The organism is Streptosporangium brasiliense (genome assembly GCF_030811595.1).
In the GTDB taxonomy this organism is placed as follows: domain Bacteria; phylum Actinomycetota; class Actinomycetes; order Streptosporangiales; family Streptosporangiaceae; genus Streptosporangium; species Streptosporangium brasiliense.
Genome location: NZ_JAUSRB010000001.1, coordinates 1,637,052 through 1,661,076, shown reverse-complemented (window position 1 = coordinate 1,661,076; position 24,025 = coordinate 1,637,052). Strand labels below are relative to the sequence as shown.

The 24,025-nt window shown below is 72.6% G+C and carries 18 protein-coding genes; 13 read left to right on the top strand and 5 right to left on the bottom strand.

Features of this window, described 5'->3' with window-relative positions; genetic code table 11:
• The first annotated feature begins 230 nt into the window (after nucleotides 1-230).
• The gene (locus J2S55_RS07395; protein ID WP_306858237.1) at nucleotides 231-845 is read left to right on the top strand and encodes an HAD family hydrolase; all 615 of its coding nucleotides are present in this window, start codon (nucleotides 231-233) and stop codon (nucleotides 843-845) included.
• A gap of 34 nt (nucleotides 846-879) precedes the next feature.
• Here J2S55_RS07395 and J2S55_RS07390 read toward each other — a convergent pair whose 3' ends face one another.
• From J2S55_RS07390 to J2S55_RS07380, 3 genes are all read right to left on the bottom strand, one after another.
• Complete coding sequence (locus J2S55_RS07390) at nucleotides 880-2,751, bottom strand: PQQ-binding-like beta-propeller repeat protein (RefSeq protein WP_306858235.1); 1,872 nt, start codon at nucleotides 2,749-2,751, stop codon at nucleotides 880-882.
• Between the two features lie 16 nt (nucleotides 2,752-2,767).
• Nucleotides 2,768-4,081: a hypothetical protein gene (locus J2S55_RS07385; protein ID WP_306858234.1), complete on the bottom strand. Its 1,314-nt coding sequence runs from the start codon at nucleotides 4,079-4,081 to the stop codon at nucleotides 2,768-2,770.
• 325 nt (nucleotides 4,082-4,406) lie between these two features.
• Nucleotides 4,407-6,776 (bottom strand): ExeM/NucH family extracellular endonuclease, encoded by a 2,370-nt coding sequence (locus J2S55_RS07380; RefSeq protein ID WP_306858232.1) that lies wholly within the window; start codon nucleotides 6,774-6,776, stop codon nucleotides 4,407-4,409.
• Between the two features lie 162 nt (nucleotides 6,777-6,938).
• Here J2S55_RS07380 and J2S55_RS07375 point away from each other — a divergent pair, with 162 nt between their 5' ends.
• A complete protein-coding gene (locus J2S55_RS07375; RefSeq protein ID WP_306858230.1) occupies nucleotides 6,939-8,402 on the top strand; it encodes a pentapeptide repeat-containing protein in 1,464 nt (487 codons plus the stop codon).
• Between the two features lie 52 nt (nucleotides 8,403-8,454).
• Here J2S55_RS07375 and J2S55_RS07370 read toward each other — a convergent pair whose 3' ends face one another.
• Nucleotides 8,455-10,221, bottom strand: a complete 1,767-nt coding sequence (locus J2S55_RS07370; protein WP_306858229.1) for a DUF2264 domain-containing protein — start codon at nucleotides 10,219-10,221, stop codon at nucleotides 8,455-8,457.
• Nucleotides 10,222-10,386: 165 nt separating this feature from the next.
• Between J2S55_RS07370 and J2S55_RS07365 the strand changes: the two genes are divergently transcribed.
• The 8 genes from J2S55_RS07365 (at nucleotide 10,387) to J2S55_RS07330 (ending at nucleotide 19,840) form a co-directional block, all read left to right on the top strand.
• Nucleotides 10,387-11,526, top strand: coding sequence for a substrate-binding domain-containing protein (locus J2S55_RS07365; RefSeq protein ID WP_306858228.1), 1,140 nt, complete (start codon nucleotides 10,387-10,389; stop codon nucleotides 11,524-11,526).
• 143 nt (nucleotides 11,527-11,669) lie between these two features.
• Complete coding sequence (locus tag J2S55_RS07360) at nucleotides 11,670-12,992, top strand: ABC transporter substrate-binding protein (RefSeq protein WP_306858226.1); 1,323 nt, start codon at nucleotides 11,670-11,672, stop codon at nucleotides 12,990-12,992.
• A gap of 134 nt (nucleotides 12,993-13,126) precedes the next feature.
• Nucleotides 13,127-14,089: a carbohydrate ABC transporter permease gene (locus J2S55_RS07355; protein WP_306858225.1), complete on the top strand. Its 963-nt coding sequence runs from the start codon at nucleotides 13,127-13,129 to the stop codon at nucleotides 14,087-14,089.
• Complete coding sequence (locus J2S55_RS07350; RefSeq protein ID WP_306858224.1) at nucleotides 14,086-14,928, top strand: carbohydrate ABC transporter permease; 843 nt, start codon at nucleotides 14,086-14,088, stop codon at nucleotides 14,926-14,928. Before J2S55_RS07355 ends, J2S55_RS07350 begins: the two co-directional genes overlap by 4 nt.
• A 20-nt stretch (nucleotides 14,929-14,948) precedes the next feature.
• Nucleotides 14,949-15,959, top strand: coding sequence for a hydroxyacid dehydrogenase (locus J2S55_RS07345; RefSeq protein WP_306858223.1), 1,011 nt, complete (start codon nucleotides 14,949-14,951; stop codon nucleotides 15,957-15,959).
• Between the two features lie 89 nt (nucleotides 15,960-16,048).
• The gene (locus tag J2S55_RS07340; protein ID WP_306858222.1) at nucleotides 16,049-18,160 is read left to right on the top strand and encodes a right-handed parallel beta-helix repeat-containing protein; all 2,112 of its coding nucleotides are present in this window, start codon (nucleotides 16,049-16,051) and stop codon (nucleotides 18,158-18,160) included.
• Between the two features lies 1 nt (nucleotide 18,161).
• Nucleotides 18,162-19,052, top strand: a complete 891-nt coding sequence (locus J2S55_RS07335) for a hypothetical protein (protein WP_306858221.1) — start codon at nucleotides 18,162-18,164, stop codon at nucleotides 19,050-19,052.
• A gap of 104 nt (nucleotides 19,053-19,156) precedes the next feature.
• Entirely contained in the window at nucleotides 19,157-19,840 is a 684-nt protein-coding gene (locus tag J2S55_RS07330) for a permease prefix domain 1-containing protein (RefSeq protein ID WP_306858220.1), read from the top strand.
• On the opposite strand, the gene J2S55_RS07325 is transcribed toward J2S55_RS07330, so the two are convergent.
• Nucleotides 19,830-20,159, bottom strand: a complete 330-nt coding sequence (locus J2S55_RS07325) for a PadR family transcriptional regulator (RefSeq protein ID WP_306858219.1) — start codon at nucleotides 20,157-20,159, stop codon at nucleotides 19,830-19,832. The genes J2S55_RS07330 and J2S55_RS07325 overlap by 11 nt on opposite strands.
• Before the next feature lie 157 nt (nucleotides 20,160-20,316).
• Here J2S55_RS07325 and J2S55_RS07320 point away from each other — a divergent pair, with 157 nt between their 5' ends.
• Genes J2S55_RS07320 through cydD form a run of 3 tightly spaced genes read left to right on the top strand, consistent with a single transcriptional unit; the run spans nucleotide 20,317 to nucleotide 24,025 of the window.
• Nucleotides 20,317-21,501, top strand: coding sequence for a cytochrome ubiquinol oxidase subunit I (locus J2S55_RS07320; protein WP_306858218.1), 1,185 nt, complete (start codon nucleotides 20,317-20,319; stop codon nucleotides 21,499-21,501).
• 10 nt (nucleotides 21,502-21,511) lie between these two features.
• On the top strand, nucleotides 21,512-22,279 hold the full coding sequence (locus tag J2S55_RS07315; RefSeq protein ID WP_306858216.1) for a cytochrome d ubiquinol oxidase subunit II: 768 nt from the start codon (nucleotides 21,512-21,514) through the stop codon (nucleotides 22,277-22,279).
• 18 nt (nucleotides 22,280-22,297) lie between these two features.
• Complete coding sequence (gene cydD, locus J2S55_RS07310; protein ID WP_306858215.1) at nucleotides 22,298-24,025, top strand: thiol reductant ABC exporter subunit CydD; 1,728 nt, start codon at nucleotides 22,298-22,300, stop codon at nucleotides 24,023-24,025.

The following is a 24,025-nucleotide window of genomic DNA, read 5'->3' as shown; positions in this document are numbered from 1 at the left end:
GTCCGCCGCTTGTCTACGGCTTTCCTGTCGCGTCCGTACGGCTCGCATAACCACTTACCCCCGCCCGGCATTCCATCCACCCCCACGGCCCCCCAGACCTCTCCGGCGACGCGGACAGGGAACGCACTTTTTGTGTGTTCATTCAAACGTGATAGATGTTAAGAATCTGATCGATCGCCACCGGGGCCGGGGCGGGACGGTCTCGCTGCCGCACCGACTGGGGAGTGCTCGTGAAATGGGTTGTTTTCGGCTACGCCGGGGTCATCAACTTCCCGCCGCCCGAGCACGCCGGCGCTCTGCTGCCGCAGACCGTCGACGTCGCGCCGGAGCGGTTCTGGCCCGCCTACTGGGAGGACCGGCGGGCCTACGACCTCGGCGCGGTGGACGCCCGCCACTTCTGGGCCGGGGTGTGCGCGCGGCTGGGCAGGACCGCCGACCCGGATCTCCTCGAGGTGCTGTCCGCCCTCGACCTCAAGGCATGGACCCATCTCAACCCGGACACCCTGGCGCTCGTGAAGGAGCTGGCCCGCCGGAACGTCCCGCTCGCGCTGCTGTCGAACACCCCGGTGGAGCTGGCCCGCCTGATCGACGGCCGGCCCTGGGCCCGCCTGTTCCGGCACCGGTTCTTCAGCGCCGACCTGCGGCGGGTCAAACCCGACCCGCAGGCGTTCCGGCAGATGTGCGAACGGCTCGGCGCGCGGCCGGGCGACCTGCTGCTCGTCGACGGCAGGCGGGAGAACGTCGCCGCGGCCGAGGCCGTCGGGATCGAGTCCGTGCTGTTCACCGACGCCCTCCGGCTCCGTTCCGACCTCGCCCGGACGCCGGCCGCGGGGGCCGCCCGGTGAACCACCGGAGGCGGCCGCCCGGGCCGGCCGGGGCTCAGCCGGCCTCGACGCGCAGCACGGTGATGGCGTACTGGGCCGCGATCTTCTCGAAGGGCATGATCACCAGGGTGCCGTTCCGGTAGCGGACGCGGGCCTGGCTGCTCTCCCCACCGGCTTTCTGCCACAGGTCGGCGACCGGCGTGGCCTTCCCTGTCGCGGGGTCGAGCCTGGTGAGCCGGGGGACGGGCTCGTTCCTTCCGCCCGCCTCCATGACCAGCGCCCCCTTGTCGTCGGCGTCGACGAAGGTGAGCATGTTGGCGCCGGTGCCCGAGGACTTCCACAGCTGCCTGCCGCTCGCCAGGTCGAAGGCCAGCACCTCGTCACGGCTGATCCCACCCCCCTCCGTGTTCTCCGGGAAGGTGGCCATGTAGAGCACGCCGCCGCGCACCAGGGCGCGGAACTCCTTGTAGCCGCCGTCGATGTAGATCGTGTCGTTCAGCCGCAGCAGATCGGCCTTCGTCCCGGTGTCGAACTCGCGGAGCTTCTTGCCCTTCTCGTCCAGCACGAGGATGTCGGACTTGTCACCGCCTGCCCACGCCGCCACCACCGGGTCGGCCGAGAGCAGGTGCTCCGGCCCCCCGTCGTCGTCGGTGATCCGGTGCTCCCCCTTGAGGGCGCCGGTCTTCCCGTCGAGCACGACGACGCTGTCACCACCCTGGTAGCAGTTCAGGTTGGCCACCACCTGCTTGGGCGAGGCGACGACGTCGATGACCGTGCAGACCTCCGAGGCCTTCGACGTCCACTCCTTCTTCCCGTCGGAGAGCCGGTAGGCCGACACCTCCTTGTCGGTCCGCACGACCGCCAGGTCACCGGCGAGCGTGAGGCCGGGAGCGCGGAGGTTCCGGGTCCGGTCGTCCTGCGACGCCGGCCCCGGGATCCTGACCTTCCAGAGCACTTTGCCGGTCTTGGCGTCGACGCCCGCAAGGCGGTCGCAGACCTTCGTGGTGCCGTAGGCGAAGGCGCCCTTGCCGCCCGTGATCTCGGGGGTCGCCGCGCACAGCTGCTCACCCGGCGACGGCGTGCCCCAGACCCGCTTGCCGGTCTTGAGGTCGTAGGCGAGCACGCCGTCCTTCTGCACCCGGATCGCGGCGGTCTCGCTCACCCAGGCGCCGAAGGCGATCGAGTTGTCGGTGCCGATGACCTCGGTGTCGGCGGTGGTGAACGGCACCTGCCAGTCGCCGTCGCCCCCGCCGGACCCGCCGAACCCCCCGGAGACGACCCAGGCGGTACCGCCGCCGAGGCCGGCCAGCAGGACGAGGCCCAGCGCCACGAAGAGCACCGTCCTGCCGGTCCTCCGCTCCGCGGGCGGTTGCTCGGGCCGCCCGCCGTGCTGCCCGGGCGGCTGCGACGGCGGGTAGGGCTGCGCCCCTGGCGGATGGGGCTGCTGCTGCCCCGGCGGGTGGGGCTGCGTCCCGGGCACCCCCTGCGGATACGGCTGTCCCGCCTGCGGGTAGGGCTGCTGCCCGGGCGCCCCCTGCGGATAGGTCTGGGGTCCCTGCGGGTACTGCCCTCCCGGCGGGTACGGCTGTCCCGCCTGCGGGTAGGGCTGCTGCCCGGGCACCGTCTGCGGGTGGGGCTGCGGTCCCTGCGGGTACTGCCCTCCCGGCGGGTGGGGCGGGGCCGCCTGCGGATAGGGCTGCGGCCCTGCTGTCCCCGGCGGTTGGTGCTGCCCTCCCTGGTAGGGCTGCGGCCCCGGCGGGTAGGGCTGGGGTCCCTGCGGGTACGGCTGCGGCCCCGGCGCCCCCTGCGGATGGGGCTGGGCCCCCTGCGTGTACGGCTGCCCCGCCTGCGGATGGGGCTGCGGCCCCGGCGGCGCCTGGTGGGGCTGGGGATATCCCTGGGGAGGGAGGTTGTGCGGGTCTGTCATCTCGTCTCTTCCCCGATCAGCCGAGCTGGGCCCGGACGTAGCCCGCCCACTGCCTCTGGAACTGGGCCTCGCCGACGCCCAGGACCTTCTGCAGGGCAGCCGCGCTCTCGTCGCCCCGGTAGTGCGCGGCGACGAAATCGACCAGCTTCCGCTCGCCGTACCTCTCCTCGATCAGCCGCATCGCCAGGTGCCCCATCAGGTAGTTGACGCCGGTCATGCCCTGTACGTCCCAGGAAATGTTGTCCGGGATCCTGCCCCTGAACGGCTCGGGGAGCTGCCCGGCCAGGTAGGCGCGGCCCTCGTCGTAGCGGATGTTGGCGCTGATGGCGCTGCCGCGGTTGGCGACGTACTCGGCGAACCCCTCGACGACCCAGTTGTCGAGTCCCAGCAGGTCGAACTTGCCGCTGTCGAGGCTGGCCATCGCCGAGTGCGCGAACTCGTGCCGGAAGATCTCCGCGATGCCCTCGGAGGTGTCGAAGAACGGTGAGGTGACGTCCATCACGACCCGGCTCGCGCCGATCTTCACCCCGGTCGGGGACCCGCTCCAGGTGGGCATCGGGATGGAGACCCCGGCCTCGGTGGCCTTCGTCTGGCGGAACAGGTTGCCGAGCTGCCCCTTGCCCTTGGCCAGCGCGACCACGAAGCCCTTGGGCACCGCCTCGCCCCGCTGGCCGTTCTCCGCCACGAAGTTCAGGTCGTTCACCGCCGCCCGCTCGGCGATCGGGGCGATCCTCTCCGCCTGGGCGGCCATGGACGGGTGGGCCAGCACGATGGCGCGCTCGGTCTTGACGACCGCGACGCTCGGCCAGATGTCCCACGGTCCCGGGTAGTAGACGGTCTTGGACTCGCCCAGCGGCGCCGGTGCCCCGCCGACCTTGGTGACCCTGAGCGGGGCGTCGACCCCGCTCTTGGTGATGGTCCAGCGGTACCACTCCGAGACCGGGCGCAGGTCGACCCCCTCGAACTGGTGGACGAAGGCGACGTCGAGGGTGAAGGTCACCCCGCGGCCGAAGCTGTCCTGCGTACGCCCCTGCTGCTGCAGGGTCTGGTAGGACATCTGGGTGAGCGGCAGCTTGCGCAGATTGTTGAAGACCCTGGTCTGCTGCTGGATCAGCCCCGCGGTCTTGCTCTCGAAGATCGCCGTGTACGCCTTGAGGTCCCCGGCGTTCAGCGCTTCGGTGTGCCCCCGCAGGAGCGCCTGCAGGTCTTTCTTGGTCACCACCACCGAGTTCGGGTCGGCGGCGACCGCCTCCTCCTCGAACGGATCACGGCGTTTGTCCGAGTTCAGCACCAGCCCCACCACGGCCCCGGCCCCCACGGTCAGCACCACGGCGAGGACTCCGAGGGTGACCCAGAGCCCGGTCCTGCGGCGCCGGGGCGGAGGTGGCGGCGGGGGTGGCGGAGGTGGCGGAGGTGGCGGTTGCTGCTGCCACTGCGGCTGGTATGGCGGTGGCTGCTGCCACTGAGATTGCTGCGGTGGCTGCTGCCACTGAGATTGTGGCGGATACTGCCCACCGGCCGGCCCCGAAGTCACCCGTGCCCCACAAGTACCAGGAGTTACAGAACGCCCAAACCATACCGTCCAACCCGGAACCCGGAAGAAAGCCGGGCCGACGGCCCTGAGGCCGCCGGCCCGCGCCGGATGAGTCCCCAGGTCAGCCCCTGCCCCCCGGCAGGGTCAGCCCGATGACCACGGGGTCGTGGTCGGAGGAGCGGAACGCGTCGGGCCGGTAGAGACCCGGCGGGTTGTACTCGGTGTTGTAGTCGAGGATCCGGCTCTCGTCGGAGTTGATGTGCCAGATCGTCGCGCTGGTCACCCGCTTGATCAGGCCCGCGCCGGCCATGGCGTGGTCCAGCTCGCCGCTCTGACCGTCGAAGAGGTAGCTGTAGCGCAGCGGCGCGGGGACGAACTTCTTGGTCACGCTGGTCAGGCCGCCGGCCTCCAGGGTGTCGATCGGGTCCTCCTCGCCGTAGGCGTTGAGGTCGCCCAGCACCAGCGGGTTGGGCAGCTCAAGGCTGTCGATCAGGCTCAGCGTCGCCTCCGCCTGGCGGACCCGCTCACCGTTGTAGCAGCTCTGGCCGTCGCCCTGGTCGGCGTCGGGGCCGGTGGCGTCGGCGTCGCAGCCCTTCGACTTGTAGTGGTTGACGATCATCGTGAACGGCTGGCCGCCCTGGACCCGGCGGAAGGTCTGGATCAGCGGGGGCCGTCGGAAGACCGGGTCGGTGGACGACTGGGCGGCCCCGACGAGCTGGAGTCTGCCGGGCTTGTAGATCATCGCCACGTGGATCAGGTCCGTGCCGGGATAGGGGTGGGCGAGCGCCGCGTAGGTGCCCGCGCCCACTTCGGCGTTGAGCGCGTCGACCAGGGCCTGGACCGCGGTCTGGCCGTTGTTCTGGACCTCCATCAGGCCGACGACGTCGGCGTTCATGCCCTTGAGCGCGGCGACCAGCTTGGCGAGCTGGCGCTGCTGCTCGGCGGGGTTGCTCGCGCCGCGCGAGCCCAGGGTGGTGAACCAGTTGAGGGTGTTGAAGCTGGCCACCTTGACGTTGCCGAGGACCGGGAACGGGGCGGGCAGGCGGGGGTTGGTCCGCAGGAAGTCGACCGGACCGGTCGGCTGGAGCCGATACTTGCCGAAGCCGTATCCCAGCACGCCGGTGACGCCGAAGGCGGTGTCGCCCAGCCGGACGGTGCGCGGGTCGGTGTGGGGGATGACAGCGGGGTTCTCCCTGGTGGAGCCGTCGTCCACGAGCAGGCTGCGGCGCGCGTTCCGGGCGGCGTCCACGCCGGAGCGGTCGGTGGGCTGGAAGATGCGCCCCTCGGAGGAGAGGGTGAGCTCCCCGAAGCGGCCCAGGTTGTAGTGGTCGCTGACGGTGAGCGGCTCGGGGAAGGTGACGAGCATGCTCTCGACCGGCTCGAAGGTCGCGCCCTCGGCGCGGGGCAGGCTCTGCCGCGCCGGGGGGACGGTGCCGGTGCCGCAGACGTCCACAGCGGTGACCGGCGACAGCTCCGTCCAGCCGTTGAACTCGACGACCTTGCCGGTGACCAGTACCCGGTCACCGGCCTTGACGTCCTTGAACGAGCTGCGGGCGAAGGCGAACAGGCCCTCGGAGGTGGCCGGGTCGGCGTCCGGGGTCGGGTCCTGGAAGAAGAACCCGCTGAGCTGGTCCGTCCCCTGGAAGTCACCGGTCACGACGCCCTCGACGCGGACGGTCTGGCCGGCCAGCGGGCTGACGTCACCGCCGCCCTGCACCTGGGCGATCTGGTGGGTGGCCGGGGTCTCGCACGGGTCCCCCGGCGGTGTGGGGGTCGGCGTGGGCGTCGGGGTGGGGGTGGGGGTCGGTGTGGGGGTGGGCTCGACGTCGCCGCAGGGCGCCGGGGCGGTGGCCCGGTTGCGCGGCGCGGGGGCCGCGGCCTCCACGTCCGCGCCGTTGACGTCGGTGTCGGCGCAGCCGTGGTCCTTGCGCAGCCCGGCCGTGGTGCCGGAGAGGGCCGGGGCGGCGGTGCCCTCGGAGTAGTTCGCGGTGCCGTATCCGACGAGGTCGGCGATCAGCGCCGTCTGCTCCGCCGTACAGGGGGTGGAGCCGCCGTTGCAGGCCAGGCCCTCGGCCGAGCGGGCCAGGACGACCTTGCCCGCGGTGCCGCTCATGTTGATGGCGCCGGTGCTGTCCGGCGCGGGCAGCGGGGCTCCGTTGGCGCCGCCGACCAGCTGCACCAGGTGGTACTGGCCGGGTGCCAGCGTGCCGGACAGGGGCACGACCGGGTTTGCGCCGAAGTTGCCGGTCCCGGTGGCGCTGCCGTACTGGAGCGACCACCCGTCCAGCGCGACGGGGACGGAGGCGCGGTTGAACAGCTCGACGAAGTCGTTGACGAGCGGCGCGCCGCTGCTGCCGCCACCGCCGTAGACCTGGCTGATGACGACGGTGCCCGGCCCGGCCAGGGCGGGGGCTGAGGTGAGGGCCGTAACCCCGGCGGCGGCGACGCCGACGGCCACGAGGGCGGCGGACGCCCTGGATAAAGCACGCATGACCGGGAGCGTAGAGCTCCATGGAACGGCGGACACTTACCTATAAGTGGATAGAGGATGAAATCGGCAAATCTTGACACTTCATGTCGATCGGACGGCATCAGTTATGGCTTGCCTTGACCTAGATCTCGCTTCGCGGCCGTCTGTGGGTATCACTCGTTCATGACGACTCTCGACGTGGGCTGGGTGACCTGCGCCGCCTTCCCGAAATGTGCCGGTTCGGCGCGACAGCCGTACGGGCGGTGCCTGGCCCACCTCGACGGCGGCGAGCTCGACGAGGTCATCGGGGGCCTGTCCCCCGGCTCCGCGATCGATCTGCGGGGCACCACCGTCGGCGGGCAGTTGCTGGAGCGGATCCTGGCCGCCGCGCACGGCCGCCTGGGCCGGGCCAGGTTCGACCGGGCGATCTTCCCCGAGGAGGTCAGGTTCGGCGGCGTCGTGTTCGACGGGGACGTCTCCTTCGACCACGCCCGCTTCCACCGGCTCGCCTCGTTCCTCGACGCGCGCTTCGCGGGGAACGTCTCCTTCCGGGAGGTCCGCTTCTCCCGTGAGCTGTCCCTGCACGGCGTGAGCGTCCTCGGGCACGCCGCCTTCGACCGGGTCTCCGCCGGCCGGGACGCGCTGTTCGGCGCGGCCCGGTTCGGGCGGACCGTCTCCTTCGAGAGCGCGGAGTTCCACGGCTTCGCCACCTTCGACGGCGCCCGGTTCACCGGCGACGCGACCTTCCGGGGATGCCGGTTCGGCCGTGCGGCCTCCTTCCGCAGGGCCGAGTTCGGCGGGCTCGCCGGATTCGACGTGGCACGGTTCTGGGCGGGCTGCTCCCTGACCCCGGCCGCGGTCGGCCGCCGGCTGAGCCTCACCGGGGCGTGGGCGGGCAGCGGTCTCGACGTGGCGGCCCGCGACTGCGCGGTGGACCTGCGGCGGCTGCGGGTGACCGGCAGGCTGACCGTGCGCCTCGACGGCGCGGACGCCGACCTGGAGGACGCGGCGCTGCGCGGCCCCGCCACGGTCAGTGGGCGGGGCGCGGCGCGGGTGACCTCGCTGCGCGGGGTGGACTCCGAGGAGCTGGAGCTGACCTGCGTGGACCTCAGCGTCTGCGGCTTCACCGGGATCCGCCACCCCGAGCGGCTCCGGCTGACCGGCTGCGCGTTCGCCACCACCCCCCGCGGCGTGCGGTTCGCGCTGCGCTGGCCGCCGCTGCGCTGGTGGACCCGGCGGCGCACCCTCGCCGACGAGCACACCTGGCGCGGCTGGTCGGGGCCCGGCGTCGACGAGCACGCCTGGCACGGCCGACCGGGGCCCGACGCCGACCCGCCGGCCCCGCACCGCCTGGCCGTCCTCTACTCCAGGCTCCGCACCGGGGTCGACGACAAGGCCACGGCCGCCGACTTCGCCTTCGGCGCGATGGAGATGCGCCGGGCCACCAGCCGCTCCTCCGGCCGCTGGCTGCTGTCGCTCCACTGGATCCTGTGCGGGTACGGCCTGCGGATGGGCCGCGTCCTGGGATGGTCGGCCCTGGTCGTGGCCCTCACCGCGGCGAGCCTCCTGATGAGCTCCGCCTCTCACGCCGCCCGCCGCCCGGCCGCTCCCCGGGAGCCCGCCCCGTCGATCCACCTGTCGCCCTGAGCCGTTCCCACGGCGTGCGGCCACCGGCGGCCGCACCGCCTCCGGGGCGGCCTCAGGAGGGGACGACCGCCAGGGAAGGCGACAGGGCGATGCGGTGGACGGCGCCGTCGGGCCAGGTCAGGGTGGCGTGGTCGGCGCGCACGTCCAGGGCGGGCGCGTCCCCCTCCCCCGCCGGGTCCGGGCCGAGGACCGCCGCGCACGCGAGGATGGTGGTCTCGCCGGAGGTCACGGCCTCCAGCACGGGGATGCGGGCCGGGGCGCCGAAGACGGTGCCGGCGGCCGAGACGAGGGGCTCGGCCTCGGCGAAGCCGGCGACGCCGAGCAGGGCGCTGGTCAGGCCGTCGCCGGGGACCACGGCCCAGCCGGTCTGGCGGACGGGGGTCCCGGCCGGGGCGGTGACGCGGTGGACGCGGGCCTCGACCGGGCCGTGGACGACGCTCAGCGACTCGATCAGGGCGCCGGGGGCGGGGCGGTGGGAGGAGGCGGCCCAGTCCGGTCCGGCGCCCAGCGGGGTGAGACGGCCGCGGGAGGTGATCCGGCCGTCGAGGACGAGGCCGACGTGGTTGTCGGGCACGTCGAGGCTGGGGCCGGTCCGGGTGGAGTAGGCGGAGCGGGCGTAGAGGGGGTCGTCGGGGAGCACGTCACCGTCGAGGGGCTGGTGGTCGGTGCCGTGGTTGACCAGCCGGACGACGCCGCCGTGCCGGTGGACCAGCAGGCCGGGACCGGGCAGACCGGCCGCGCCGTCGCCCGGGCCGGGCTCCTCCACCGCCGTCCAGACCGGATGGTCGGCCGGCAGCAGCAGGCCGGCGAACCCCTTGGCGGCCCAGTACGGCGAGGCGGAGCCGGAGTAGTCCTGCAGGGAGGGCCCGTGCGGGCCGTGCCAGCCCAGGGAGAGCAGGCCGTCGGTGAGCGCGCCGTTGTCGAGGAAGTGGCGCAGCGCCCCGCTGGCCAGGCGGCGGGTGGCACCGGGGGCCAGCGGGGAGACGCCGAGCATCGCGCCGAGCCAGAGCGGGGCGGCGGCGGCGAACCGGTAGGTGACGGACCGGCCCTGGTAGACGGGTGAGCCGTTGACGTCGAAGGCGCTGCCGTACCCGGACAGGAACTCCCGCAGGCGCGAGCCGTACGGCTCGGCGGGGACCCCGGTCAGCCAGATGTGCAGGGCGGGGTAGAGGTGCATGGCCCAGCCGTTGTAGTGGTCGAGGTTGCGGGCGGGGCCGTCGGTGTACCAGCCGTCGCCGAGATACCACCGCTCGATCCTGGCCAGGCCGCGCTCGACGGCCGCGCCGGCCGCCTCCTCGTCCCGGCCCGCCGAGCGCAGGAAGTCCCCGACGGCGACGGGGAACAGCCACCAGTTGTTGTCCACCGGCGCGTGCCGCAGCGCGCCGCCGAGCCACCCGGCCACCGAGTCCCGCACGCCCGGGGAGAGCCGCTCCCACAGGTGCTCCCGGGTGAGCTGGAGCCCGATGGCGATCGAGGCCGCCTCGACCATGGGCTGGGTCCGGTCGGCTATCGGCTGCCAGGCCTCCGCGTGCCCGGGGTCGGCACCGGCTGCCATGCCCTCGCCGTAGGGGGCCAGCAGCGCGGGGTCTCCCCCGCCCGCCACCCGGAAGGCCGCGAGCAGGAACGTGCGGGCGAAGCCCTCCAGGCCGTCGCAGTCCGACCAGCTCGCCCGCCCGGGGAGCCTGATCTGGGCCCTCGCCGGGGAGAAGTGGGGACCGACCCCGGCGAGGAGGCCGTCGGCGACCGCCTCCCAGTGGGCGCGGGTCCACCCGGTATGGGGGCTGAGCGCCCGGTCTTCCGGAGGGAGCGGCATGGTCATCTACGGAAACCTCCGGAAAAATGGTCTGCTGTCCGGCAGTGACGCTAGGACGCTCATCCGGTCCCAGTCAAGCACGAAATGATCGAACGATCGAAAGCGTGCAGAAACGAACGCGGGCCATTAGGCTGGATTCCGGGATCACACCGGTTACGAAGGAGACGCCCCATGCTGGCCACGGAGCGGCACGACCTCATCCTGCGCGAGGTCCGGGCGCGGGGACTCGTCCGGCTGGCCGAGCTGGCCGACCGGCTCGGCGTCTCGCCGGTCACCGTGCGGCGGGACGTGGCCGACCTGGAGGATCAGGGCCTGGTCACGCGGGTGCACGGCGGCGTCGCCCCGCCCCGCGGCCACGCCAGGCCCCAGGCGGCCGACGGCGCGGGGGCCGGGACGCCGGACGGCACGCAAACCGCCCCTCGGGCCGGGGGCTCCGCCGCGCCGGGGGCGGGCGAGTCCCTCACGCTGGGCATGCTGGTCCCCTCCGCCACCTACTACTACCCCGAGGTGATCAAGGGGGCCAGGGTGGCCGCCGCGCGGCTGGGGGCCAGGCTGGTGCTCGGCATCTCGCGCTACGAGCCGGCCGAGGAGCGCGCCCAGGTGGAGCAGCTGCTCGCCGGCGGGGTGGACGGGCTGCTCGTCACCCCGTGCCGGGCGCTGGACGCCCCCGAGCAGAACCTCACCTGGCTCGCCGACCTGGACGTGCCGGCCGTGCTGGTGGAGCGGGTGGCCGCCCTCGGCAGCGGCCTGGAGCACCTCGACCACGTCGCGACCGACCACGCCCACGGCGGTTACCTGGCCGTCCGCCACCTGGCCGCCCTCGGCCACCGGGACATCCTCTTCGTGGCCAGGCGCGACAGTCCCACCACCCCGCGGGTGCGGGCCGGATACCAGTCGGGGCTGCGCTCGCTCGGCCTGCTGGGCGGGCCGCCGATGATCGAGACGCTCGCCTTCGAGCACGACCCCGAGGCCTTCGGCGCCTCCATCGACCCGGCGGTCGCCACGATCCTGGAGGGCGGCGCCACGGCCGTCGTCGTCCACAACGACCAGGACGCGCTCGTCCTGGTGCAGAAGCTCAGGTCGAGCGGGCTCCGCCTGCCCGGCGACGTCTCCGTGGTGGCCTACGACGACGAGGTCGCGGCGCTCGCCGACCCCCCGCTGACCGCGGTGGCCCCGCCCAAGCACGCCGTCGGCCGGGCCGCGGTGGAGCTCCTCGTGGCCCGGGTGACCGAGGGCGAGGAGCGCCCGCGCCACCACCTGGACCTGCTCCCCCAGCTCCGCCTGCGCGAGTCCTGTGGGATTCTAGGGTGATCTGACCGGTTTATGCACTTTCGTCCGTGTCGTAGTGTTACGCAATCATTTCGTTACTGATCAATTGAACGCTTCCTCTAGAAATCCGTTCATCGATGAACGAATGATGTCCTATCGATCGAATGAACATGAGGAGCGATCCGATGGAGCGTAAGACGTCTCGGGCCACAGCCGGACTCGCCGGCCTGCTGGCCTCGGTCGCGCTGCTGACCGCCTGCGCGAGCGGGGGCGAGGCGGACAAGGCGACCTCCGGCGACGCCGCGCAGGCCGTCACCGAGGTGACCTTCTGGGGCTGGGCCAAGGGCACCAAGGAGGTCGTGGACGAGTTCAACAAGAGCCACACCGCCATAAAGATCAAGTTTGAGGAGATCCCCTCCGGGGTGGCCGGCGGCTACGCCAAGTTCTCCAACGCCGTCAAGGCGGCCAACGCCCCCGACATCATGTCGATCGAGTACGCGCAGCTCCCCGACTTCGTCAACCAGGGCGCCGTGGAGGACATCTCCGCCGAGGTCGCCGACGTCAAGGCCAAGTATCCGGCGAACGTGCTCAGCATGGTCGAGCTCGGCGGCAAGACCTGGGCGCTGCCGATGGACGCCGCCCCGCAGGTCTTCTACTACCGCAAGGACCTGTTCGAGAAGTGGGGCATCGAGGCCCCCGCGACCTGGGAGGAGTTCCGGGCCGCCGCGGAGAAGGTCAAGAAGGCCGACAAGAAGGCGCGCATCGCGACGTTCTTCCCCGACGACGGGCCGGTCCTGGCCGCGCTCGCCTGGCAGGCGGGCGCCAGGTGGTTCGGCACCGAAGGCGACGCCTGGAAGGTCGCGGTCGACGACGCGGCCGGCAAGAAGGTCGCCGAATACTGGCAGGGCCTGGTCAAGGACGGGCTGGTCCACTCCCACGGCGCCTTCAGCCAGGAGTGGAACGCCTCGCTGGAGAGCGGCGAGACCGTCGGCTACGTCGGCGCCTCCTGGGGCGCGGGCGTCATGAAGGGCAACCACGCCGGGCAGTCCGGCAAGTGGGCCGTCGCGCCCGTCCCGCACTGGGGCACCCCCGCCAGCGGCATGCTCGGCGGCACCAGCTTCGTGGCCGGCAAGGGCACCAAGAAGCTCAAGGCGGCGGCCGAGGTCATCAAGTGGCTGACCACCTCCGAGGCGGCCTGGACCTCCCGCCTGGCCTCCGGCACCTCCAGCGGCTTCCCCGCCGCGCCCGACCTGGTGCCGGTGGCGGCCAAGAGCTTCGACACCGCCTACTACGGCGGCCAGGACATCTACGCGCTGTTCGCGGAGTCCTACAAGACCATCCAGCCCGGCTGGACCTGGGGCCCGAGCATGACCCAGGTGTTCACCTCGATGAAGGACCAGATGGGCAAGGTGCCCAGCGGCGGCACCACGCTGCCGCAGGCCCTCGACGCGGCGCAGGGCGCGACGCTCGCCGAGCTGAAGGGCCGCGGCCTGAACGTGGCGGGCTGACCCGCCCGCCGGCGCCTCGCGGGGCTCCCCCGCGAGGCGCGGCCCGGGCACTTGAGGCGGCCCGGGCACTTGAGAAGGCGTACTCCACACCGGGCTCACCTCCGGAGACCTTGAGAAAGGCGGGAAGGGGCACGATGTCCTCCCTCACCACCCTCGACCGGCCGGCCGCCGGGCCGGCCGGCGGCGGCCGTACCGGCCAGGGGTCCCTGAAACGCGAGGCCCGGCGGCGGCGCGGGGCGATCACGCTGTTCCTGGCGCCCTTCTTCGTGCTGTTCGCGGCGGTGCTGGTCGCGCCGCTGGGGTACGCGGTCTGGCTCAGCCTGTTCAGCGAGAAGTCCTCGGGGCTCGGGTTCGGCGGTTCGCAGACCGTCTTCGCCGGGCTGGACAACTACCTCGACACCCTCGCCGACCCGGCCTTCCGCGACGGCTTCGCGGTCATCGCCGGCTACTGCGCGCTGTACATCCCGCTGATGATCGGCGGCGCGCTGCTGCTGGCCCTGCTGCTGGACTCCGGCCTCGCCCGCGTCCGCCGGTTCTTCCAGCTCGTGCTCTTCCTGCCGCACGTCGTGCCGGGCATCATCGCCGCGCTCATCTGGATGTATCTCTACCTGCCGGGCGTCAGCCCCGTCGTCGGCGCGCTGGAGTCCGGCGGGATCCGGTGGGACTTCCTGTCCTCCGACAAGGTCCTGGGCTCGGTGGTCAACATCGCGCTGTGGGAGTGGATCGGCTACAACATGATCATTTATTTCGCCGCGCTGCAGGCCATCCCGCGCGAGGTGATCGAGGCCTCCACGGTCGACGGCGCCGGGCCGGTCCGCACGGCGCTGCGCGTCAAGCTCCCGATGATCCGGGGCGCGGTCGTGATGACGATGCTGTTCACGATCATCGGGTCGCTCCAGCTGTTCACCGAGCCGATGATCCTGGCCGACGCCAGCGCCGGCGTGGTCAGCACCTGGACCCCCAACATGTTCGCCTACACCGAGGCGTTCTCCAAGAACGACTACGGCCAGGCCGCCGCCGCCTCGCTGCTGCTGGCCGCGCTCGCCGCCGGCCTGTCCTACGCGGTCACCCGGTTCGGCGCGAGGAGGGGCGCGTGACCAGGCCCGCCTCCCTGTCCCGGGGCGTCGTCAACGTCCTGCTGACCGTCGCGACGGTCTACACGCTGCTGCCGCTCACCTGGCTGCTGTTCGCCTCGACCAAGACCCTGAACGACCTCTACTCCAGCCCGGGGTTCGCCTTCGCCGACTTCAACCTCGGCGCGAACCTCTCCGCCGTCGCGGAGGAGGGCGGCGGGATCTTCTTCCGCTGGTATCTCAACAGCGTCCTGTACGCGGGCGGCGGGGCCCTGCTCGGCACGCTCATCAGCGTGATGGCGGGTTACTGCTTCGACAAGTACGGCTTCCGCGGCAAGGAGAAGCTGTTCGGCGCCGTGCTGCTCGGCGTCCTGGTGCCCGGCACCGCCACCGCCCTGCCGCTGTATCTCCTGGCCTCCAAGGTGGGTGTGGTCAACACCTTCTGGGCGGTGTTCGTCCCGGTCCTGGTCAACCCCTTCGGCGTCTATCTCGCCCGGGTGCTCTCCTCCGGCTACGTGCCCGGCGAGGTGCTGGAGGCCGCCAGGTCCGACGGCGCGGGCGACCTGCGCACCTTCGTCTCGATCGCGCTGCCCATGCTGAAGCCCGCCTTCGTGACGATCTTCCTGTTCCAGTTCACGTCGGTGTGGAACAACTTCTTCCTGCCTCTGGTGATGCTCTCCGACCACAACCTGTTCCCGCTCAGCCTGGGCCTGTTCTCGTGGAACAACCAGGGGACCGCCTTCCCCGAGTTCCACACACTGGTGATCACCGGCTCGCTGCTGTCGGTGGTCCCACTGCTGGTCGTGTTCGTCTTCCTGCAGCGTTTCTGGCGGGCGGGCATGACGGCGGGCAGCATCAAGTGATCACAAACTCGGGGGGATCGATGTCTCGTCGGCCGCGGGCCGCCATCGCGATGTCCGCGGACGTCGCCGCGCGGCTGCTGGACGGTCCGGTACGGCGGCGCCTGGCGGAGCTGGCCGAGGTGGACGCCTCGCTGGTGGTCACCGACTTCACCGCGCCCGAGGCGCGCAGCGCGCTGGCCGGGGCCGAGGTCCTCTACACCTGCTGGGGCTGCCCGCCCCTGACCGCCGAGGTGCTCGCCGGCGCGCCGCGGCTGCGGGCCGTCGTGCACGCCGCCGGCTCGGTCAAGCACCACATCACCGACGCCTGCTGGGAGCGTGGCCTGCGCGTCTCCTCGGCGGCGATCGCCAACGCGCTGCCCGTCGCGGAGTTCACCCTCGCCGCGATCCTGTTCGCGGGCAAACGCGTGCTGGAGATCGCCCACCTCTACCGGCGCGACCGCGCCGCGCACGACTGGGACCGGCGCTTCCCGGGCTTCGGCAACTACCGCCGCACGGTCGGGATCGTCGGCGCCTCCACGATCGGCCGCCGGGTGATCGAGCTGCTCCGGCCGTTCGACCTGGACGTCCTGGTCAGCGACCCCTATCTGGACGCGGCCGGGGCGGCCCGGCTGGGCGTGCGGTCCGTCGAGCTGGACGAGCTGGTCGCCGGGAGCGACGTGGTGAGCCTGCACGCCCCCGACCTGCCCTCGACCCGCCACATGATCGACGGCCGCCGCCTGGCGCTGATGCGCGACGGCGCCACGCTGATCAACACCGCCCGGGGCGCGCTGGTCGACCAGGCCGCCCTGACCGGCGAGCTGCTGTCCGGCCGGCTGCACGCGGTCATCGACGTGACCGAACCCGAGGTGCCGCCCGCCTCCTCGCCGCTCTACGACCTGCCCAACGTGCTGCTCACCCCGCACATCGCGGGCTCGCTCGGCGGCGAGCTGCGCCGCATGGCCGACGTGGCGCTCGACGAGCTGGAGCGCTACGCCCACGGCCTGCCGTTCCGCTACGGCGTGGCCCCGGAGGCGCTCACCCGCTCCGCCTGACCCCTCTGCTCTCCCCGATCTCCCCCGGTCCCCCGGGCCGGGGTCCTGCCTGCCTTCTGGTCTCCCCCCAACCGAAAAGGAGCAGTCGAATGCGGTTACTCCGTCCGACCCTGGTCGCCGCGGTGGCCCTGGCCTGCGCCGGCGCACTCGCGCCACCCGCACAGGCTGCGGCCGCGGCCGCGGCCCGCAACTTCTTCGTGGACTGCACGGCGCCGCCCGGCGGCTCGGGGCGCGATGCCGCCGAGCCGCTGACCAGCCTGGCGGAGGTCAACGCCCTCCGGCTGCAGGCCAAGGACAAGGTGAAGTTCAGGGCCGGCACCATCTGCGCCGGCCGCCTGGAGCCGGTGGGATCCGGTGCTCCCGGCCGGCCGATCACCTTCACCTCCTATGGTGAGGGCCCCAAGCCGATCATCCAGGGCGACGGCGGCGAATGGGCCGTCCACCTCGTCGACAACAGCCACATCACCATCGAGAAGCTGCACATCACCAACCCCGCCGCCACCACGGCCAAGCGGACCGGCGTCCAGTACAACTCCACGACGCCCGAGCCCAAGGCCGGGCTGGTCCTGCGTGACCTGGAGATCTCCGACGTCGCCGGCTGGGGTGACAAGACCGGCGCCAACTCCGGCTGGTTCGCCTACTCGGCCGGCATCAGCGTCCAGGCCCTGCCCGAGGGCAAGGTCGGCTACATCGACGGCATCACCATCACCGGCAACCACGTCCACGACACCGGCGGCGGCGGAATCAAGATCAGCCGTAAGGGCACCGACTACCACAGGAACGTCTACATCGCCCGCAACACCATCCGCAGCGTCGGCGGCGACGGCATCGTCGTGCACGCCGCCGACCGCCCGCTGGTGGAGCACAACCTGTTCGACGACGGTGGCGGCGGCAAATACCCCTACGTCAACGGCAACTTCGCCGGGATGTGGCCGATCAACTCCGTCGACCCGGTCTTCCAGTACAACGAGGTCACCCGGCAGCGGCCGACCATCTTCGACTCCACGGCCTGGGACTGCGACGGCGGGATCAAGGGCACCTGCGTCTACCAGTACAACTTCTCCCACGCCAACGCCGGCGGCTTCTATCTCGGCTGCCAGAGCTGCACCGAGTTCCCGAACTACCGGGCGACGGCGATCCTGCGCTTCAACATCGCCCAGGACGACTGCCGCATCGCCGGCAACGCGGCCGGGGACAACAGCAGCCCGCTGTGGATCCACAACAACACCTTCTTCTGCGCGAGCGAGAAGCTGAACGTCGCGGTGCCCAACGGCCCGTCGGCGGGCACGAAGATCGTCAACAACATCTTCCACGCGGCCCAGGGAACGCTGCCCACCGGCCAGAACATCACCTACGACTCCAACGTCTACTACGGCGGCGTCGCCGCGCCCGCCGGTGACGCCGCCGCGATCACCGCCGATCCCGGCCTGGCCGCCCCCGGCACCGCCACCGGGTACGGCGACGCCTCCGGATACCGGCTGCTGGCCGGCTCCCCCGCGCTCGGCACCGGGGCCCTCGTGGAGGGCGTGGGCGGGCGCGACTACTTCGGCAACCCCGTCGGCACGAGCGTCTCCCGCGGCGCCTACTCCGGGCCCGCCGTCGGCCCGGTGGTCCACGGGTCGGTGCGGGCCGCCTACAACAACGTGGGCGTCAGCTCCGACCGCAACCCCAACGTCGGCGGCCTGTCCACCTCCGGCCGCAGCTACTCCGGCCAGGGGCTGGAGGCGGCCGGGCTCCGTCCGGGGCAGACCGTGACCGCCTTCGGCGCCGATCTCACCTGGCACCCCGGCGCCTACGGCACGCTGGACAACGTCAAGGCGGCCGGCCAGACCATCGAGCTCCCCGGCCGGGGGAGCAGACTCGTCCTGCTCGGCACCGGCGTCTTCAAGGTCCGCTCGGGTGTCTTCAAGGTGACCTACACCGACGGCACGGTGGAAGACAAGACCGTCCGCTTCGGGGACTTCTGGGACGCCACCGCCCCGGAGGGGGCCGTCGTGGTCGCCCGGTCGACCTATCACAACATCACCCAGACCGACCACCGCAACCCCGCCAGCGGCCAGACCCGGGAGTCCGGGGTGTCGGTGTTCGCCCACGCCGTCCCGCTGGACCCGGCCCGGACCGTCGCGTCCGTGACTCTGCCCGGCGGCAGCCCCCTCGCCGACGCGGGCCTCCACGTGTTCGACATGAAGATCGCCTCCTGAGATGAGAGGACCCGTCCCGGCCGCCCGCCCGCCCCTCCCCCGGCCGCGGGGAGGGCCCGTCCCGGCCACCCGCTCAGCCCTCGCCCGGCCGCGGGTGTGGGGTGCCGTGATCGGCTGCCTGCTGGCGGCCGGGACGGTCCTCCTCTCCCTCTTCTCCCCGCAGGTCCCCGGCGCGCCGGGGACCGCCGGCCTCTCGGCGTCCGCCGTCCCCGCCCAGGTCCTCGGCCTCACGCCGCGGGAGGTGGTGACGGAGGTGGCGGGTGAGCAGGTGGTCGGCGCCGAGGTCCTGCGGGCCGCCGACGTGCTGCGGGCCGAGGTGATCGCGGAGTTCACCGGCGCCGGCGTCCCGGCCGGGCCGGGATTCTGGGACCGGCCGCGGGCCGGGGCCACGGCCCGCGACCGGCTGCGGGAGCGGGCGCTGGCGGCGGCCGTGCGGGACAAGGCGCGCCGGATCTGGGCCCGGGAGGCGGGGTTGGTCGCCGAGGTGAGCGAGGCGGCGTTCCAGCGGGCGCTCGCGCTGGAGAACGGGCGGCGGGAGGCGGCCCGGCAGGCCGGGCGGCCGCTGCCCGGCGTGCCGGAGTACGACGAGTACACCTACGCCCAGGTGAGCGCCGCCGAGCTCGACCACGCGCTGAGCGAGCGGCTCGCCGGGGAGCTGGAGCTGTCGGAGGAGCGGCTCCGGGCCCACTACGGGAAGCTGGCCCGGCCAGGCGCGCCCTCCTACGCCGACGCCCGCGACAACGTGCGCCGCTCGCTGGTGAGCGAGGAGTACGCCCGGGCCCTGGACCGCAGGGTCACCGCCCTGCTCGGCGGCCCCGCGCCGGGGTCCGGGACGGGCCCGGGGGCCGGCGCCCGCCGTACGGCGCCGCCCGCGGTCGGCGGCGGAGGGTAGCCGAGACTCCGGGTCTTCTCAGGGGAGTCCCCGATGCGCCGGTCTCCCGCCGGGACCAGGATGGGGGGCGACTACCCTGAGGGGACCACGCGACTGGAGAGAACATGGCGAGCACCGGAGTCATCGACGACTACGTGACCGGGCTCAGCCGCACTCTCAAAGGCCCCAGGGGGCCGAAGCTCGACATGGTCACCGAGGCGCGTGACAGCCTGCTCGACACCGCCGACGCGCTGGAGGGCGGCGGGCTGGACCGGGCCGAGGCCGAGCGCGTCGCGGTCGAGGAGTTCGGCTCGATCAGCGAGATCGCACCGGGCTACCAGGAGGAACTGGCCGTCTCGGCGGGCCGCAGGCTGGCCGCCCTGCTCTTCGTCAGCGTGCCGCTGACCGCGCTCATGTGGGCCGTGATCTGGCAGATCTTCCCCGCGGAGGCGACCGACCACATCGTCAGGCCGGGCTGGTTCACACCGGTCGCCCGCGGCCTGGACATCCTCCAGATGCTCACCGGCGTGCTGGGCGGCCTCGCGCTGCTCGCGCTCGGACGGGGGCTGCGCCGGATCCGGCGGCCCCGGATCGTCACCCGGTCGCTGGCCGTGCTCGTCTGGGCCATGCTGCCGGTCACGATCACGCTGAGTATGGCGCTGATGTACGGCGCGCAGGGCCCGGTCGGCTTCTCCGGCTACCCGCCGGGCGTGGCCGTCGCGCTGGTGAGCGACGCGTTCCTGCTCATGCAGCTGTACGGCGCTAGCCGCTGCCTCAGCGTCACCGCCCGCCGGCTGCTCACCGCGTAGAGCGCGGCTCCAGGACGCTGCCGATCACACCGGCGAACTCCCGCCAGGCGGAGCGCTCCCCGGCCAGAGCCGCGCGGCCCGATGAGGTCAGCCGGTAGGTGCGTCGCTTGCGCCCGCCCACCGTGGCCCACTCGCTGGCCAGGTATCCCGCCTGCTCCAGCCGGCGCAGCGCCGGGTAGACCGTGCCGGTCGGCACGTTCAGCGCGCCGCCGCTGCGCTCCTGCAGCGCCTCGATGATCGCGTATCCGTGCAGGGGGTCGTGCTCCAGCACCGACAGCAGCAGGGCGTCCATGTGCCCCCGGAGCGCGTCGGTGTTCACACGGCCTCCCGTGCCGGGCGCGCGGGAGCCGTCCCGCCGGCCCGTTCGCTTCGCTCACTCACGGTGTCACCCTACCTCTCCTATAGACACTCTACATGTAGGTGGCCTACATGTAGAGTGTCTATGTGTAGACAGACATAACAACGGAGGTGACACCATGGACGTGCTCGACCTGGCCCGGACGCAGTTCGCGGTGACGGGGAGTCTCCACTTCCTGTTCGTCGTGCTGACCCTGGGCCTGGCCCCCCTCGTCGCGATCATGCACACCCGCCACACGGTGACCGGCAGGCCCGTCCACGAGCGGGCGACCCGCTTCTGGGGCCAGATCTACGTGATCAACTACGCGCTCGGCATCGTCACCGGACTGGTGATGGAGTTCCAGTTCGGCATGGGCTGGAGCGGCCTGTCCCACTACGCCGGAGACATCTTCGGCGCGCCGCTCGCCATCGAGACGCTCGTGGCCTTCTTCCTGGAGTCCACCTTCCTGGGGCTGTGGATCTTCGGCTGGCACCGGCTGCCCAAGTGGCTCCACCTGGCGTGCATCTGGCTGGTGACGCTGACCGCCTACGCCTCCGCCTTCTGGATCATGGTGGCCAACTCGTTCCTGCAGAACCCGGCCGGGGCCGTGGAGCGGGGCGGCCGGCTGGTGCTGACCGACTTCGGCGCCCTGCTGACCAACCCCACCCTGGTCATGGCGCTCCCCCACGTGCTCGGCGCGGGCCTGTGGGTCGGGGGCTCCGTGCTGACGGGCGCCAGCGCCTACCACCTGTTCAAGCACACCGCCGAGCGGGAGTTCTTCACGGGGTCGCTCCGCCTGGGAGTGGTCACCGCCTTCGTCGGCTCGCTGGTCACCGTCGGCTTCGGCTACGCCCAGTTCGGCGCCATCTCCCAGGTCCAGCCGGGCAAGTTCAGCGATGAGCCGCTGGCCGGGACCGGGCTCAGCATGATGATCATGATCGGGCAGCTGCTCCAGCTCTTCGTCATGTTCGTGCTGCTGCCCACCGTGTACTGGCTGCCGCGCTGGCGCTGGGCACAGCCGATCCTCATGCTCATCACCCCGCTGCCCTTCCTGGCCGCGATCCTCGGCTGGCTGGCCCGCGAGGTCGGCCGCCAGCCGTGGCTGATCAACGGCAGGCTCACCGTCGCCGACGCCATGTCCCCCGGACTCACCAAGGGGATGGTCACCCTCTCGTTCCTCGGCTTCATCGGCGTGCTCGGCCTGCTCGCGGCCGTCGACTACCTCCTGATCGCCCGCACCGTCCAGCGCGGGCCCGCCGCCGCCACCCTCGGCGCGGACGGCCCCGCCGACCTCGCCGAGCGCCCGCACGCGCTCAACCTCTAGGGAGACGACCATGGACATCCTCTGGACGGGCGTGTTCGCCCTCCTGCTGATCGGTTACTCCTCCCTGGAGGGCTTCGACATCGGTCTGGGCATGCTGCTGCCCGTGCTCGGCAGGACCCAGCGGGACCGTGACCGCGTCGTCGCCGCGATGGCGCCGTTCGTCCTGGCCAACGAGGTCTGGCTGGTGGCCGTGGCGGGCGTGCTGTTCGGCGCCTTCCCCTCGGTCGAGGGAGAGGTCCTGTACGGCCTCTACCCGCTGGTCGTCATCCTGCTCGTCTCATGGATCCTGCGCGACGCCGGTCTGTGGTTCCGCCGCCGCCTCGACGGCCCCGCCTGGCGGGCGGGCTGGGACTGGGTGATCTGCGCCGGCTCCTACGGCCTGGCGCTGAGCTGGGGCATGGCGCTGGCCGCGGTGGCCGGCGGCCTGTCCGGGCCGCCGCTCAGCCTGGCCGGCCTCGGCGGGGGGCTGCTGGTCGCCGCGGCGTTCGCCTTCCACGGCTGGACCTTCCTCTCCTGGCGGCTGCCCGGGCAGGTGACCGGGGCGCGCCGGAGCGGCGGGGCGCTGCTGGTCTCGGCCTGCGTCGCGGCCGCGCCCGTCACCGCGCTGCTGGCCGTGCTCACCCCGTGGCTGCTGGAGCACACCGCGCCCGCCTCGACGCTAAGTGTGTTGAGTCTCATGATTGTGCCGTTCGCGCCCCTCATGGTGGGCGCGCAAGTATGGGTATGGCACACGTTCGGTCCCCGGCGTGCGGCCGATCGGATCCCGTCGTTCTTCTGAGGCTTTTCAAAGGTTCGCATGCACAAGGATCTCCTACGGCTCGCCCGGAGCGAACGTGCCGTCCGCCGTCACCTCGCCCTCTGCCTGGCCGCCGCGGTCGTCGCCGGCCTGCTCGTCCTGGTCCAGGCGGAACTGCTGGCGGGTGTGCTGTCCGGGCGGTTCGCGGCCTCGGCCCTGGTCCTCTTGGCGCTGGTCGTCGGCGTCCGGGCGGCGCTGGGCCTGCTGCAGGGCGTCGCCGCCGGCCGTACGACCACCGGCGTGAAGTCCGCGCTGCGTCACCGGCTGCTGTCGCGGCTGCAGGAGCTGGGCCCGGCCCGGCTGGCCTCGCACCGCTCCGGCGAGCTGGTGACGCTGACCGGCCGGGGCCTGGACGCCCTCGACCCCTACCTGTCGGGATACCTCCCGTCGGTCGCGGTCGCGGGAGCCGTGCCGATCGCCGTGCTCGTCCGGCTGTCCGTCGCCGACCTGGCCAGCGCGGTGATCGTGCTGGTCACGCTGCCGCTCATCCCGATCTTCGGCGCGCTGGTCGGCATGCACACCAAGGCCGTCACCGAACGGCAGTGGCGGGCCCTGGCCCGCCTCGGCGGCCACTTCCTCGACGTGGTCCGGGGCCTGCCCACGCTGCGCGCCTTCGGCCGGGCCCACTTCCAGACCGGGGTGATCCGGCAGGTCGCCGACGCCCACCGCACCGCGACGATGCGCACGCTGCGGGTGGCGTTCCTGTCGTCGCTGGTGCTGGAGCTGGCCGCCTCGCTGTCGCTGGCGCTGGTCGCCGTGCCGGTGGGGCTGCGGCTGCTGTCCGGGTCGCTCGACCTGTCGACCGCGCTGCTGGTGCTGCTGCTCGCCCCCGAGGCATACCTACCGCTGCGCAACATGGGCAACAAGTTCCACGCGGCGATGGAGGGGGTCGCGGCGGCCGACCAGGCCTTCGCCGTACTGGACGGGCAGGCGGAGCCCCCGGCGCGGGACGGGCGGACGCCCTCGGCGGGCACGGACCCGGGCACGGACCCGGGTGCCGCGCCGGAGATCCGGCTGGAGAACGTCACCGTGCGCTACCCCGGCCGGGAGGAGGCCGCGCTGGAGGACGTCTCGCTGGTGATCGCGCCCGGCGAGCGGGTCGCGCTGGTCGGCGAGAGCGGCGCGGGCAAGAGCACGCTGCTCCACCTGCTGCTCGGCTTCGTCACCCCCGCCGCCGGCCGGGTCCTGATCGACGGCGTCGAGCTCACCGACCTCGACCGGTGGCGCGGGCGGCTGGCGTTCGTGCCGCAGCGCCCCCACCTGTTCGCCACCTCGGTGGCCGACAACATCGGGCTCGGCGCCCCCGGCGCGACGGCCGGCCAGATCGAGGCGGCGGCACGGGCCGCGCACGCCGACGAGTTCGTGCGGGCGCTGCCGGAGGGATACGACACGGTGCTCGGCGAGCGCGGCGCGGACCTGTCGGCCGGGCAGCGGCAGCGGGTCGCGCTCGCCCGCGCCTTCTGCCGCCCGTCGACCGACGTCCTGCTGCTCGACGAGCCCACCGCCCGGCTCGACGGCCGCAGCGAGGGCGCGGTCGTGACCGCCACCCGCGACCTCGCCGACGGCCGCACCTCCGTGATCGTGGCCCACCGGCCCGCGATGATCGACCTGGCCGACCGGGTGATCCGGATCTCCGACGGCCGTGTGGTGTCCGACCGGGCAGCCGCCCGGGGACCCGGCCCGGCCGGCGGCGCCGTTCCTGCGGAGAAGACCGGGAGGTCCCTGTGA